Raw genomic sequence first — 15295 nt, 5'->3', positions numbered from 1 at the left:
CCTAGGCTCGTACCCATCGAAAACTGTGAAGTACTTCCGAGTCCAAGGAGAAGGTCATGTCTGAAGTTGTCGTAGCTACCGTCGAATCCGTGGTGGGTACCGTCATTGCCAGGGACGAGGACGGCAACACCCGCGTCCTGCAACCCGGAGACGAGATCTTCTACGGCGAGGAAGTCATCGCCGAAGACGGCGCCTTCATCGAAATGGCCTTCGAGGACGGGTCCACCATGTCCCTGGCGGGCAACGAGTCGGCCACCATCACCGACGATCTGGCGGAAACCGCCGAACCCGCGCCTGAAGAAGGCGGGATCGCCGACGCTACGGTCGAAGAGATCATCGCCGCCCTGGATCGCGGTGAAGACATCACCGACATCATCGAAGCGCCGGCCGCCGGTGCCGACGGCGGCGCAGCCGGCGAAGGCGGCGGCTTCGTCCGCATCGCCCGCGGCTCCGAAGAGGTCGGCCAGATCGAATATACCTACGACCCGAACGCACTGGGAGGCCCCGGCGAAGCGGATGGTGAAGGTGGAGGGACCCTCGCCGGTACGGATGATGTGGATTCGGAACCCAGCCTCGTCATCGCTGTTACACCAGTCAATGATCTTGTATCGCGGGTGGGCTCCGATATCCGTCCCCTGGGTCAGGGCCCGATGGCCGCTCTGGCCGAACAGGGCGACATGCTGCCCTCTGAACAGCCCGGGGCCGGCATGGTGGTGTTCAGCCTGGGTGCCACGCTGGACCTGGATGGACTACCCGAATCGGCGGCCGGCCCGATTGCGTACGAGATTGTTGGCGGCGACTCGGCCTATCTGGAGATCGGTTCTGATGCCGATGGTAATCCAGCCATCGTTCTGACCGAACAGGGTGCATGGGCACTGCAGAATGGCCAGGTTCCCAATAACGAACTCTCCGTAGACGTTCAGGGTACCGTCGAGATTGACGGAATTGGCCTGGTTTCAGCCACGGACAGCTCAATCGTTGCCGTCGAAGTGCCGGAGCCGACATTTGATTTCCAGTTGTTGCCGGGAGAAGTATTCCCGATGCCTCCGCAGGGCGATCTGGGCGACGGTAAGGATCTCGGCGTGCAGGCGCTAAATACGGATGTAGAAGGCCCCTTCCCTGAGGATTTGGGATTTCCCTCCTCGGAAGTTGAAGAGGGTATGACCGTATTCTGGATTAACCCGCAGGCTGACTTTGATGGAATCGATGAGTCACTCGGCCAGTTTACTTACGAAATCGTCGGTGGCGACGTCGAATACCTTGAGCTTTCCCAGGATGAGTGGGGCCAATGGTCGGTTGCCCTGACCGAGGCAGGCGCCGAAGCGATCCAGAACGGGCAGGTTTCTGGAAACGATCTGAGCGTGACCATCGAAGGCACCCTGATTATCGGCGAGAACCTCGTTAACACCTTCACTCTCGAAGCGAGCGCCGAGGGTGGTGTCCTGGTGCCAGTGCCAAGCCCGGAGTTGACGATCGAGTTGTCGATGGCCGAGCAGCCTGAGGGTTGGCCGCAGTCAGCGGATGAAGGTGATGTGGTGTTTGAAGTCACCGCGGATCTGGAACTCGATGGCATCGACGAAGGGCTGGCGGGCAACATCGCTCTCACCCTGACCGAGGACAGCAACGGTTTTCTGACACTGGACGGCAACAATGTGGTGCTGACCAAAGATGGTGCCACTGCCATCCGCAACGGCCAACTCGGACTGGATGGTTTGATAGCGGCGGTTGAAGGCACGGTTACCATCGCCGGGGACGACGTGAACCCGTTCGTGCTGAGTGATGACGCGCAAGCGGCGATCGACGAGGTGCCGGTGCCGAATCCGGAGCTGACAGTGGAGCTGTCGGCAGTGGATGCCCCGGAGGGCTGGCCTCAGTCCGCTGACGCCGGTGATGTGGTGTTCGAGATCAGCACTGATCTGGACCTAGATGGCATCGACAGCGGCCTGGCGGGCGAGATCGCCCTGTCGCTGACCGAGGACAGCAACGGTTATCTCGCGCTGGACGGGAACCACGTGGTGCTGACGGCCAACGGTGCCGAGGCGATCCGAAACGGGCAGGTGTCGGGGAACGAACTGGCGGCAACTGTTGAAGGTACGGTGACCATCGCCGAGGACGGGGTGAATCCGTTCGAGTTGAGTGATCAGGCCTCGGCAGTCACTGGGGTTCCGGTCCCGGGGCCGGAAATTACAGGGTTGGGCGAGAAGGATTTCTTCTTCGACGAGAAGCATCTGGAGAACGGTACAAACCCGGATTCCGCTCAATTGGTGAAATCGGGAAGCTTCGCGCTCGTTGCCCCGGCAGGTATTGCCAGCTTGGCAATCGTAGGAACATTGAGCGGGAACAACGGCGTGGGGGCTACCGAGGAAGATGGATCTGTGGTCTTGACGCTCGATCAACTCCAGGCTCTTGGTGAATCCAATACGGTCAGTATCGAAACCGACAATGGAAATCTGCTGACCCTTACCGATTTCGACAGCGATACGGGCGAAGTCAGTTTCGATCTGGAATTCCGCGAGCCGATCGAACATCCCGATGGTCAGGGCCGTAACCTGGACTGGAAAGAGGCGATTAAGGTTGCGCTGACGGATGACAATGATCAGGTCGCCGACGACACCATTGACGTGTTGATTCGTGACGATGCTCCTGTGTTCGAAGGCGGTGAAGGTATCACCCTTTCTGGTTCGGTGACCGAAAGTCCGATCGAGGGCAATAACGGCCTTAACATTGGCGCCGACATCGACGGGGCATTCATCAAGGACATCGAGCTGGCCGTGAATGACGATGGGCATCTCGTGGCCCTTCTCGATGGGGAGGAGGTCCTATTGACGTCCCGGGGGGAGCAGCTCACCCTCAGTTTCGACAGCGATACAGCGACGCTCACTGCCTTCAATACGAATGGAGATCCAGTCTTTACCATCCAGGCTGGGCTTGATGGTAGCTACAGCGTCAATGTGCTCGAACCGATTGACCCGGTGGCGCGGAGCAGTTTCGACGAAGAAAGCCTGACCTCCGGTGGCGGAATAGACGATGACCTGTTTGTGTTCGACAACGGTCTGGAGGTCCAGTTTGCGTCGGACAATGGCGCGGTCAATTGGTCTGGAAGCGGTATTGGCGTCGCGAATAATCTGATCAGTGGTGGGCAGACCCTGTCGGCAAGCTTTAATCAGTATGTCACTGACCTCGATTTCACAATGGGGAACCAGGGGACACCGAGTTGGGAAATCTACCGCGACGGCGACCTTGTGGGCTCCGGTAACAGCCTGTCGATCAACGAACCAGGTGGTTTCGACGAGATCCGTTTCCTTGGGGCTTCGGGCGGGAATCAGTACAACATCAAGGGAATGTCCGGGACCTACATGGATGCCTCGGAGAGTTTCGAGCTTCCAGTGACCTTCCATGCAGAAGATGGTGATGGTGATGATGCCAGCCATGTGATTCCAATCGTTTTTGATCCTGCTGTGGTGGACTTCCCCGAGTCCGGGGAGCTACTGAGTCCATTGGTTTCGGTTGCGGTCGACTCCGAGGAGGGGCAGGAGACTGTCCTTAAGGACGATTTTGAGGATCTGGGTGTCGGTGGGTCCGGCGATGGGATTATCGACGACCCGAACCCTCCGGCGGATACCGAAACGCTGATGTTCGACTTTGGTCAGGCCAATGCTGGCCAGAGCTTCACTCTTACCTGGACTCAGCAGGCGAAGGGCGGGTGGGAGGACGGCAACCCAGACAATCTTCCATCTTGGCAGAACCGGGGCGGTACTCGGGATACTTTCAAGGTCTTTGCAAATGGCGAGGAGATCTACGAAACGTCTTGGTACGACCCGGACAATGCCGATGACACCGTGTTTGATCCGGAGGACGAATCGCTGACCGTGGTGCTGGACGAAAACGGGCGGGCGGAGATTATGTTTGAGGTCCGTTCTACGCATCCGGACGAAGTCGTCGATGTCAGCAACATTCAGGGACAGCTGGATGTCACGTCCACGATCTACACTGTTTCGCTCGACGGAAGTATCGATGATCCGGGTGAGATCGACTACTACCAACTGGAGGTTCAGGGTGGCGAACTCCTGGTCAACGGTAACGTGCAGACGTCGGTCGATGGCCTCTATACAGTGGATCCGGCGGACATCACCGGATTGACGGTCCGACCGGATGCTGGAGCCAATGAAATCGAGGTTTCGGCGCAAGCAGTTTCCACTGATGGCGTGTGGAGCGACGTGGACATCGACAGCACGGAGGTCGTGTACAGCAGCGCCGTGACCGCGGTCGACAATCTGAACACGGCCTACGTCGGCGAGTCCTTGGAAGAACACCTGAGCGGTCGTGAGAAAGGGACGGATTGGGCAGAGACTCGCGAGTTCACCATTGGTGAAGGATATTCGGGTTCCGTTGCGATAAATGCCGAATTTTCGGTGTTTTCCAGCGGCATTGCTGGAAACGGGGAAGCCGAACTCACATGGGCACTATTCCTTGAAGACTCGGATGACGGAGAGGTGCTGGTTGGGAATGGTGTGCTCACCCGCGACTCATCACAGGGGTCGGAGTTTAATGTGCCAATGGATCTTCCAGATGACCTGGGACCAGGTCACTACCGGCTTGAGCTGACCGGCGAAGAAACTAATGACGGAAGTTGGTTTCTCGGTTCTTGGGGCGGGGAGGTCGGATTCTCCGAGATTGTGGTAGGCCAGCAGGTCGACAATGCGGTTCACGGGAATGTTATTACGGATGAGGACGCCGAAGGCAATTCCGATGAGCCAGGCAGCGATTCGACGACCCTGAGCATCTTCGATGGCGATGGATTCGTCGAAGTCGATGGCGAACATACGGTGGCCGGGGAGTTTGGTTCACTGACCCTCGCGGAGGACGGGACGTATACCTATACGGCATCCAATGATGTTGCCAACGCCGGGAGCATCGAGACCTTCGATTACAAACTGACCCATCCGAACGGTGATGAAGCGGTTGCGACCCTTTCGATCCGTATCGACAGCCCGGATGTGGAGGTGATCTGGGGTGACGATGTCGAGCCGGGAGCGACCATTGCGGGTTCGGAGGCGGACGAGATCCTGGTGGGCACCTCGGGTGCGGATCAGATCGCGGCGGGTGCCGGCAATGACATCCTGATCGGCGGGGATGGTGCCGATACATTCATCTGGCCCGGTGACGTCGCCGGAGATGTCCCGTCGACCGGTGATATCAATAGCGGGGCCTATGATCCAGACGCGATGCCGCGGGATGTGGTGCGTGATTTCACTGTCGATTCGCAAAACGGCTTCACCGGAGAAGGTGAAGCAGACCAACTCGATCTTTCGGACCTCCTGGTGGGGGCCGACGCCGACAATGTGGACGAATACATCCTCGCGGAAGAGGATGGCGATGGAAACACGGTGCTGTACGTACGCACGGAGGGTGACACTTCGCCGGGCAATAGTGGTAACCCGAATAATAACGATGGTGACTGGGCGCACAATCAGTCCATCGTGTTGGAAGGGGTAAGCATGGATGGCCAGAGTTCGGCTGATTTCGTCAAGCAATTGATGGATAACGACCAGCTGAAGATTGACCAGTAGCGGGTCGCATGGGGAGCCCCGCCGGTCTGAATCGGCGGGGCTTTCTCGTGTCTGAGGGTGTAGGCTGGGAGCGGAAATGCCGAACGACCGGGAAGGGGCCTATGTATGTGAGACGGGATGCAGAGGGCAGGATCGATCTGGTGAGCCGGGACGTGAATGCCGAGTGCGTGGAGTTCGTGGCGGCTGATTCACCGGAGCTTCTGGACTTCCTGGCTGGCAATGGTGCCGAGCCTGCGCCCGCTGCGCTGCAGGCCTCGGACCTGGAGCTGATCCGTGTGCTGGAGGACCTGGTGGAGGTGCTGACAGACAAGGGCGTGATCCGGTTTACGGATCTACCGGACGCGGCACAACAGAAATTACTGGGTCGCAAGGATCTCCGGGCTTCAGCCAGGCGCTTGAATCTGGTCGAAGATGAAGAAGGACTGCTTTAAGTAGATTGGAAAATCATCTGCCCCTTGTTTCGGCGGACTGATGGTGGCTCCGGGTTTATGCCCTGGGGCATGAGCATGACCAATGGCTCGCGGCCAGATTCCCGACGATGGAAGCCAACGGGATATTGGGTCCGTTCCGTGGTGTTGACCGGCATTCTTGGTGAGCGCTTTCGCCGCGCCTACGATTTTCCTTTTTCTGACGTCACCCAAAACGGCTCTGCCCCTGTACTTCAGTACAGCTAACGCGATTTCTACGTTGAGCGTATCTAATCAGTCGTAAGCACCCCGGTGTGGGGAGCATGACGAGGAACACAACCATGAGCGCAGAAACGATTATCGCTACAGTGCAGGCGGTGATCGGCACCGTGATCGCCCGGGACCCAGAGGGCAACTCGAGAGTACTTCAGCAAGGTGACCCGATTTACGCCGGTGACGAGGTCGCAACCCAGCCCGGTGGCTTGGTGGAACTCGCTTTAGTGGATGGCTCGAGCGTGACCCTGGCGGAGGGCGAGGGCGCCACCATCACAGAGGACCTTGTGGACTCCACAGACGCTGATCCGATGGAGTCCCAGATTGGCGATGCCACGGTTGAAGAGATTGTTGCCGCTCTGGAGCGAGGCGAGACCCTGGATGATTTGCTGGAGGCCCCGGCCGCGGGTGTGGAAGGGGGAACACCGGGTGAAGGGGGCGGGTTTGTCCGGGTCGCTCGGGTGAATGATGACATCGACCCGCTCCAATACCTGTTCCCCGACAATGTACTGGGGCAGCCTGAACTGGGCAGTGGAAATGATTCGAGCTCACTTGCTGTCACGGCGGATGAACAACCCCCGGCTGTGATTCCTGATGACGAGGATCCCGGCGCGCAAGACCCAGGTGATGAGGATCCGAGTGACGAGGATCCCGGCGATCAGGATCCAGGCTCTCCCGATCCGCGCAGTATCTACAGTGACGTGAGCGCGCATACCGTTGGCAGCTCAACACAAGGCACCGCCGCGACCGCTTCAGGCTTGAAGCAGACAGGGCATCAAAGCGCCTCTGTCTCCCTCGATGAAGGTGGCTTCTATGCGGTCGACCATCAAAGCAATGCGGATGAGCCGAACGCAATCGAACACAACGAAGGGCTGTTGTTCGAGCTTGCCCAGCCGGTCGATGGCATTCAGTTCGCCGTTCAGGGACCCGTTACTGGTGCGACGTACGCTCTGTATGACGAGCTTGGGGGCCGGATTGCGACGGGTGATCTGGTAGTGATCGATGGTGTGGCCACGATCGAGCACAGCGAGAGCTTCTCCTATATTGCATTCTTTGGAGGGCGGGAAGGGCCCAACCAGAGCGCCTATTCGGTCAAGCCGCTGGGCGTCAGGCTCGTCGGAACCGACGACGAGGATACCCTGATCGGCTCGAACGGTGATGACATCCTGATTGGAGGCGATGGGGATGATGTCCTGTTTGGGAGCGAAGGCAACGATACATTGGTCGGCGGCGCCGGGAACGACACGTTAACGGGCGGAGGTGGAAACAACACCTTCGTCTGGAATGCGGGCGACCAGTCGAGTGTCATGGGACAACCGGCGCAGGACACGGTTACAGACTTCAAGCCCTGGGACGGGTCATCGGGTGATGTGCTGGATCTATCGGACCTCCTGCAGGGCGAAAACGCAGGCAACCTTGACGATTATCTCTACGCCCAGACGGAAAACGGCAATACCGTGCTGTATGTCCATTCACAGGGTGGGCTTGCCGGCGACAAGGACAACGCAGACCAGATCATCACGCTACAGGGTGTCACCCTTGGCGGCAGTTCCGAGGTCATTATTCAGACGCTGCTGGACAACGACCAGCTGAAGATCGACCAGTAAGATCGAGAGACCCGTATGGGCGCTTCAGGCCCCGCCGAAGGAGGCGGGGCTTTTTGTGTGCCTCAGGCGTTAAGGGACTGGACCGCCCGGCCGGTCACCCCGTCGATGCCGAGATCCATAAGGGGCTCGATATCGTCTGCGCTGTCGCAGCCTTCGGCGATCACCATGATGCCGATGGAATGCGCCAGGGTGCACAGTCCGCGGATCAACGCCTGTGCCTCGGTCGAACGATGCACGCCCTGGACCAACGATGCCTGCAATTTCACATAGTGCAATCCGTATGCGGTCAGGTCATGCGAGCGGAAGGCCTCCGGCCCGGCATGTTCAAGGCCGACCACAAAGCCTGCCACACGGGCGACGCGGCACAGATCACGCAACTCGGCAGGATGGGCCAGGGCTCCCCGAGCCGGAAACTCCAACCAGAGACGGCCGGCGATCTCTGGATCCGTCGACAGTCGGGTCTCCAGCCGCTGTCGAAAGTCCGTATCCCGCAGGCTGTCCACCGAGAGGTTGATGGCGAGGCGTTCGTTGGTGGTCTGAAGTTGTTCGAGCGCGGCGTCGAGCACTGCGTCGTCCAGCTGCCGAATCAGATCCAGACGGACCGCCCACGGCATGAAGTAACCGGCCGGGCGCGATTCGCCATCGAGCATCAGGCGCATCGGGGCCTCGTGATGCATCAGCTCGTGATCGGCATCGACCACCGGGAATCGCGCCAGTTGCACGCCGTGGGTGGCCAGAGCCACGGTTATAGCGGTACGCCATTCGTTCTGATTGGCGTGCGGCAACACCGCGTAGGGCTCCTCGGCGATGGAATCACCGGGTTCAAGTTCCGCACGGGCCAGTGCCTGGTCGACCCGGCTCAGGACTTCGCCTGTCGTGTCGTCGGGGTGGTAGGGCGTCCCCGCCAGGTGGAACGTCAACATCCTGGGCGCCTGGGAGCCCAGCTCGGCACGAATCGCTGTCAATAGGGATTCTGCAAAGCGTCGGCTGTCGCCGATGCCGTCGCCGAAGACCGCGATGTCCGATCCCTTCAAACGCCCCGCAGCACCGTAGTCGGTCAGACTGGCTTGTTGTTCGACAACGCTGGCGATGCGCCCCAGGAGCTCGTCCAGGGTGTCATGCCCAATGGCTTGATTAAGCTCTGGCAGATCGGAAATGCGCAGCAGGACAAAGCTTCCTGCAGAGCCGGAATGGCGGTTGTCCAGCGTCGCCTGGAAGCGGGCCAGGAATGACTCACGGTTTAGAAGCCTCGTGACATCATCATGCTGCAGTCGATTCTTCAGACGTTCCAGACGCGTGGATTCTTCCTGCAGCATCATCCGGACGTGCTCGGTGAGCCGGTTCATGGCGCGGACCAGGGCTCGAAACTCCCATGTCCGGGGCTCGGGCGTGGTCACGAAGCGCCGCTCACCGACGGCCTCGGCTTGCTCCACGACCTGCTTCAGTGGGCGTATCAACCGCCCGAGCAGGAAGGAGCCTATCAGCCCGATAATCAGCAATCCGCCGGCAAAAATGGCGGTGAGGCGAAGGGTGCCTTCCCACAGGGCTTCGTAGGCGTAATTGGTCTGGCTTTCGACAATCAGCGTACCGAATGACGACCAGCCATCGGAGACGTGAGCGATTCCTGGGCGAACGTTGAAGGCCAGGCGTTCCACGAACCACTCGGGTACCCCCTGTGGTGGCTCCGGATTGCGACGCTCGATCATCAAGTCGCCGGTCGGGTCAACCAGCCGGATGTGCTGGTAGTGGCCGGTGTCGAACTGGGAGGCGATCTGCAGCTCCACGGTGGTCTCGTCCTTGGGCAGCTGGGACAGCGACAAGGCCAGTGATGCTGCATTGTCGATGTTCTTGGTGAGTAGCTGCTGCGCCAGGTAATTGCGTGCAGACAGGGTGCTCACCACGATGCTGACCAGTAGCGCCAACAGCATGATGATGGCCACTGCGATCCAGAGTTGTTTTCTCAGCGTCATGGCTGCGCCCTCATTCCGGGGTCGAGTTGATGGGTCGGTCGAGATCAACGCCGTAGTCATCCAGCTGTTCCAGGACACGGCGCCAGCGTGACAGGCGGGCCGTGGGATCGGCCGCAGACTGCGTCTGCCCGTCCGGCCAGAGCCCCTCGCTGTTGAACGAAAAGATCGGTGTCAAGTCGTCGCGCTGGGAGGCGCGTTCAATACGGGTGACCAGGTTGTCCAGCACCTTGGGCTCGTCACGTGGGTCGGTGAAGTAGCCCAGGACCATGTGCGCCTGGCTCAGATTGCTTCCGGGCCCACCCAGCCGGGCGCGCACATAGAAGAGCCGAAGTCGTTCATCGGGGACGCCCAGCTTGCGCAAACTGACGTACTTGGCAATGGAATAGTCCTCGCAATCGCCAGCCCCCTTGTACAGGGCCTCCAGCGGTGTGGCCCAGAAATCCTCCTGGCCCCAGGTCACCTGGTCGTCCTGGTAGCGCAACTGTCGGTTGAAGAATTCGTTCACCCGCGTGATCTGCGTCTGCTCGTCTTCACCGGCCAGTTCCTCCAGCAATATTCGCCAGCGTCGGACGCGCTCGGCGGTTTCTGCTCCGTAGCGCTCGGCGGCGACCTGTTCCAGCTGAGCGAAGTCATCGAGACCCGCCTGGCTCGAGCCCAGCAGCCACGTTCCACCGACCAGTACGAGAAAAAGGCACGCGTACCGCATCAATCGGGGTGTACTGCGGGGCCAGATGCCAAGCACGTAGGCGCGCCCTCCGGTGGATGAAAAAAGCACTACTCCCCGAATGATGGGCTACGCCTGTCTGGAAAGCCAGAAACATAGTTGCAAGCGTAGTGCCGTGAAGTATTTCTCGCTGCGTCAGGCGTTTGTTTTCCGTTATGTGATCAACATCAAAAATCATTGCGCGGGTGAGGGCTTAGGCCTATCGTTCTTAAGTGTGAGGCGCATAGGAGCGTTTCGCCCTTTATGGGGCGTGCGAGCTCATAAGCGAGATCGTTGGGCGTGCCAGTTTTATGGGAGGTACAAGTGATGAAAGGAACCAGGCCCGCGGGCGGCAGAAGTGCTCTGCTTGCCCTGACGGCGGCTGTAGCGATGGTGGTAGGCGGATCGGCGCAGGCCGAGGCACCGGAGCCGTTGCGTGACGCCGCAATGGAAGCAGTACTCTCCAACCCCGATGTTCAGTCGCGCTGGCATGCCTTTCGCGCCTCCGGTGAGGAGCAAACGGGCGCGCGCGGACGCTTTCTGCCCGAGGTGGACCTGAATGCCCGCGCCGGGTATCAGCGTCAGAGTTCCAGTGACGACAACTTCGATACGTTCTCGCGCAACCCTCGTGGTGTCGACATCACCTTGACGCAGATGCTGTATGACGGCTTCGAGACAGCGAGCGAAGTGAAGCGACTGGGCGAAATTCAGCGCGTACGGTACTTCGAGTTGCGCGAGGCGAGCGAGGAGATCGCACTTGAAGCCGTCCGAGCCTTTGCCGATGTCCAACGTCAGCGAGCGCTGGTGGATCTCGCGCAGCAGAACTACGACGCGCACAAGGAGGTTTACGACCAGATCGTGGATCAGACCGAGCGTGGCGTGGGTCGAGGTGTAGACCTCGAACAGGCCTCGGGCCGTCTGGCACTGGCGGAATCCAATCTGCTGACCGAGCGGCAAAACCTGCACGACGTAAATGCCCGGTACTACCGTATCGTGGGGAAAATGCCGGGAGACCAGCGAGTGGAGATGGTCGGGACCTTTTCCGACGAGCCCATCCCCGGCACGGTGCAGGACGCCTTGACCGAGGCGATCACCAAGAACCCTGCGATGTTCGCCTCGCTGCGCAACATGGAGGCGGCACAAGAGCAGCGTAACGTCGCCCGATCAGCCTTCCACCCCCGTGTGGACCTGCAAGTGCGCCACGCGTACGAGAACGACGTTCTCGAACGTGAAGACATCCGTATCCATGACACATCGGCACTGGTGGTAATGACCTGGAACCTTTTCCGCGGCGGCACCGATCAGGCGCGGGTGCGCCAGTTCACCGAGGAGTTCAACCAGGCGCGTGATCAACAGGAGTCGGTCTGCCGCAACGTTCGCCAGACCGTCTCGGTGGCATACAACGACATTCGTTCGCTCGAAAGCCAGCTACGCTTCCTGCGCCAGCACCGAGACTCGTCCGACCGTGTGCGCACCGCGTATCGCCAGCAGTTCGGGATCGGGCAGCGGAGCCTGCTGGACCTGCTCGACACCGAAAACGAGCACTTCGAGGCGAGTCGCGCCTACGTCAACGCCCAGCACGATATGGAAATCGCCAAGGCACGGGCGCTGAATGGCCTGGGTCGTCTGCTTGAGTATCTCGACATCTCGCGCGGCGACATGCCGACCGCCGCCGACCTGGGTCTGGTGGATGATGCCGCCCGGATCGACCCGGAATCGGTATGTCCGGCGGATGCCCCGCAGATGACCGAGGCACGCCACGAAAGCATTTTCCGCTAGGATTCACCGGCGGAAATGCCAAAAAGCCAAGGGCCAGCCATTTCGGCTGGCCCTTTTGCTGTATGCGATATGGAGCCGGCGACAGGAGTCGAACCTGCGACCCTCTGATTACAAATCAGATGCTCTACCAGCTGAGCTACACCGGCCAGGTGCGCAGTTCCGGGCCAAGCAGTGGACCCGAAAGAAGGAGTGGTGCCGGGAGCGAGAATCGAACTCGCACTCTGTTGCCAGAACCGAATTTTGAGTCCGGCGCGTCTACCAGTTCCGCCATCCCGGCTTTCGAGGCGCTAGTGTAGCGCACCGGCTGGCCGTGACAAGGCAGATCGTCTCTTCGTTTATGCACTTTCGCGGGCGCGGCGCGTGGTAGGATCGCGCGCCATGCGTGTTTCCGATTTCGACTATGAGCTCCCGCAGGAGCTGATTGCCCAGTATCCGTTGCCCGAGCGGGCCAGCTCGCGGCTGCTCGTGCTGGAGGACGAGCAGCCGCACGATGCCGCGTTTGGCGCGATCGAGTCACTACTGCGGCCAGGTGATCTCCTGGTGCTGAATGACACGCGCGTGATCCCGGCGCGGGTCTTCGGGCAGAAGGCGACCGGTGGGCGGGTTGAGGTCCTCGTGGAACGGATCGAGTCACCCACGCAGGTGCTGGTGATGGTGCGGGCCAGTCGTGCACCGAAGCCCGGTACGCGCCTGCGCCTGGCGGATGCCTTTACGGTGCAGGTGACGGATCGCCAGGGGCCGTTTTCTCGGCTGCGCCTGGTGGATGGCGACGACATACTCGGGTTGCTGAAGCAGCATGGTCATATCCCGCTGCCGCCGTACATCGAACGGGCGGACGAGGGCAGCGATGCTGAACGCTACCAGACGGTATTTGCGCGCAAGGAGGGTGCGGTCGCGGCGCCGACGGCCGGGCTCCATTTCGATGACGCGTTGCTGGAGCGTCTGCGTGTGCACGGGGTCGAGACGGCCACCGTGACGCTGCACGTCGGGGCGGGGACGTTTCAGCCGGTCAAGGTGGACGATACCTCGCGCCACGAGATGCATGCCGAGTGGCTGGAGGTGGGCCCAGAGGCCTGCGCCGCCGTGGCGGCCTGCAAGGCACGTGGCGGGCGCGTGGTGGCTGTGGGTACAACCTGTGTTCGGTCGCTCGAGACGGCCGCGGCCGAGGGCGAACTGAAACCCTTTCAGGGTGAAACACGACTGTTCATCCAGCCGGGATACCGTTTTCACGTAGTGGACCGGATGGTGACGAACTTCCACCTGCCGCAGAGCACGCTGCTGATGCTGGTGGCGGCCTTTGCGGGATATCGACGCATCCTGGACGCCTATGGCCATGCGGTGACCAATCGCTACCGCTTTTTCAGCTACGGCGATGCCATGTGGTTGGCACCCGGCGATCCCGCCGATCTGCCGCCGAGCGTCCGGGAGGAGCGCGATGGAGTTTGAACACCTGGGCCAGGATGGCGCGGCACGCCGAGGCCGACTGCGGTTCCCGCGTGGGGAAGTCGAGACACCGGCTTTCATGCCGGTAGGGACCTACGGGACCGTAAAGGCCATGACGCCGGAGGAGCTGCGCGAGCTGGGAGCGCAGATCATCCTGGGCAACACCTTCCACCTGATGCTGCGGCCGGGTACCGAAGTGATCCGGGCGCATGGCGATCTTCATGACTTCATGCACTGGGAAGGACCGATCCTGACTGATTCGGGGGGGTTCCAGGTCTTCTCGCTGGCCGAGATGCGCAAGATCAGCGAGGAGGGTGTGCGTTTTCAGTCCCCTGTGGACGGGTCGAAGGTGCTGATGACGCCGGAGTCGTCAATGCGGGTGCAGCGCGAACTGGGCTCCGACATCGTAATGATCTTCGACGAGTGCACGCCCTATCCAGCCACCGAAGACGAGGCGCGAAAGTCGATGGAGCTGTCGTTGCGCTGGGCCGCGCGATCGCGCGACGCGCATGGCGACAACCCGGCGGCATTGTTTGGCATCGTGCAGGGGGGCATGTACCGGGCGCTGCGTCGGGAATCGGCCGCGGGTCTGCGCGAGATCGGCTTTGACGGCTATGCGATCGGCGGCCTGTCGGTGGGTGAGCCCGAGGACGAACGCCTCGCCGCGCTGGATGTAACATTGCCGCTGTTGCCGGAAGACAGTCCTCGCTACCTGATGGGCGTGGGCCGGCCCGAGGATATCGTTGAAGCCGTGCGCCGTGGCGTGGATATGTTCGACTGCGTGATGCCGACCCGCAACGCCCGTAACGGGTTCCTGTACACCCGGGAAGGGGTTCTGCGCATCCGTAACGCGCGGTTCCGCAGCGACACGGGCCCGATTGACCCAGAGTGCAGATGCTACACCTGCCGCAATTATTCAAGGGCTTACATGAAACATCTCGACAAATGTAACGAGATTCTGGGCTCGCGGCTGGCGACAACCCACAATCTTCATTACTACCAGGACCTGATGCGTGGCCTGCGCGAGTCGATTGCGGCTGGTGCCCTTCAGGATTTCGTCACCGATTTCTATGGTCGGCGCGGCATGGAAGTGCCGCCTGTGCCATAATCCGCGCGGCAATTTTCGCGATCCCGTTCACGGGGGTCGTGGGCGCCGCGCGCTCGGGCCGGTGCCGTAACCGATTGGCTAGACGGGAGTGTTTCGATGGATTTTCTGATTTCTGCAGCGCATGCCCAGGAAGGCGGTGCCGCCGGCGGCGGCATGATCGAGTTCCTGATCATGATCCTGATCTTCTTCGCGATCATGTACTTCCTGATCATTCGGCCGCAGAGCAAGCGCGCGAAGGAGCATCGCTCGATGGTGGAGTCGTTGTCCAAGGGTGACGAGATCGTGACCAATGGCGGTGTGGCCGGCACGATCACCGAGGTGGGCGAGAACTTCATCAAGGTCGATATCGCCAATGGCGTGAATATCGCCGTGCAGAAACAGTCCGTTCAGCAGGTTATGCCCAAGGGCACCCTCAAGGACCTCTAGGGTCTTCGA

General features: G+C 60.5%; 9 protein-coding genes and 2 tRNA genes. 7 read left to right on the top strand and 4 right to left on the bottom strand.

The annotated features are described in order from the left end of the window. The first annotated feature begins 56 nt into the window (after window positions 1-56). The 3 genes from F623_RS0106840 to F623_RS0106830 all read left to right on the top strand — a co-directional run bounded on the left by F623_RS0106840 (window position 57) and on the right by F623_RS0106830 (window position 7857). Window positions 57-5570, top strand: a complete 5514-nt coding sequence (locus F623_RS0106840) for a retention module-containing protein (protein WP_018868669.1) — start codon at window positions 57-59, stop codon at window positions 5568-5570. 101 nt (window positions 5571-5671) lie between these two features. Then, window positions 5672-6001, top strand: a complete 330-nt coding sequence (locus F623_RS0106835) for a hypothetical protein (RefSeq protein ID WP_018861449.1) — start codon at window positions 5672-5674, stop codon at window positions 5999-6001. A gap of 317 nt (window positions 6002-6318) precedes the next feature. Then, the gene (locus tag F623_RS0106830; protein WP_018861448.1) at window positions 6319-7857 is read left to right on the top strand and encodes a retention module-containing protein; all 1539 of its coding nucleotides are present in this window, start codon (window positions 6319-6321) and stop codon (window positions 7855-7857) included. Window positions 7858-7919: 62 nt separating this feature from the next. Here the strand turns inward: F623_RS0106830 and F623_RS0106825 are convergent, their stop codons facing one another. Continuing rightward, window positions 7920-9827, bottom strand: a complete 1908-nt coding sequence (locus F623_RS0106825) for a LapD/MoxY N-terminal periplasmic domain-containing protein (protein ID WP_018861447.1) — start codon at window positions 9825-9827, stop codon at window positions 7920-7922. Between the two features lie 10 nt (window positions 9828-9837). Further along, complete coding sequence (locus F623_RS0106820; protein ID WP_018868668.1) at window positions 9838-10533, bottom strand: transglutaminase-like cysteine peptidase; 696 nt, start codon at window positions 10531-10533, stop codon at window positions 9838-9840. A gap of 387 nt (window positions 10534-10920) precedes the next feature. On the opposite strand from F623_RS0106820, the gene F623_RS0106815 reads away from it, so the two are divergent. Further along, window positions 10921-12309, top strand: coding sequence for a TolC family outer membrane protein (locus F623_RS0106815; protein WP_018861445.1), 1389 nt, complete (start codon window positions 10921-10923; stop codon window positions 12307-12309). A 70-nt stretch (window positions 12310-12379) separates the two neighbouring features. Here F623_RS0106815 and F623_RS0106810 read toward each other — a convergent pair. After that, window positions 12380-12455 (bottom strand) — tRNA-Thr (locus F623_RS0106810). Window positions 12456-12499: 44 nt separating this feature from the next. After that, a tRNA-Leu gene (locus F623_RS0106805) sits at window positions 12500-12586 on the bottom strand. A gap of 101 nt (window positions 12587-12687) precedes the next feature. Here F623_RS0106805 and queA point away from each other — a divergent pair. From queA to yajC, 3 genes are all read left to right on the top strand, one after another. Further along, on the top strand, window positions 12688-13755 hold the full coding sequence (gene queA / locus F623_RS0106800) for a tRNA preQ1(34) S-adenosylmethionine ribosyltransferase-isomerase QueA (RefSeq protein ID WP_018868667.1): 1068 nt from the start codon (window positions 12688-12690) through the stop codon (window positions 13753-13755). Next, window positions 13745-14860 (top strand): tRNA guanosine(34) transglycosylase Tgt, encoded by a 1116-nt coding sequence (gene tgt, locus F623_RS0106795; RefSeq protein WP_018868666.1) that lies wholly within the window; start codon window positions 13745-13747, stop codon window positions 14858-14860. The genes queA and tgt overlap by 11 nt, the downstream gene beginning before the upstream one ends. Before the next feature lie 96 nt (window positions 14861-14956). Next, window positions 14957-15286, top strand: a complete 330-nt coding sequence (gene yajC, locus F623_RS0106790; protein ID WP_018868665.1) for a preprotein translocase subunit YajC — start codon at window positions 14957-14959, stop codon at window positions 15284-15286. The last annotated feature ends 9 nt before the right edge of the window (window positions 15287-15295 follow it).

The sequence above is a fragment of the Thioalkalivibrio sp. ALD1 genome (genome assembly GCF_000381245.1).
Taxonomy (GTDB): Bacteria; Pseudomonadota; Gammaproteobacteria; order Ectothiorhodospirales; family Ectothiorhodospiraceae; genus Thioalkalivibrio.
This window is presented reverse-complemented; position numbering and strand designations above follow the sequence as displayed.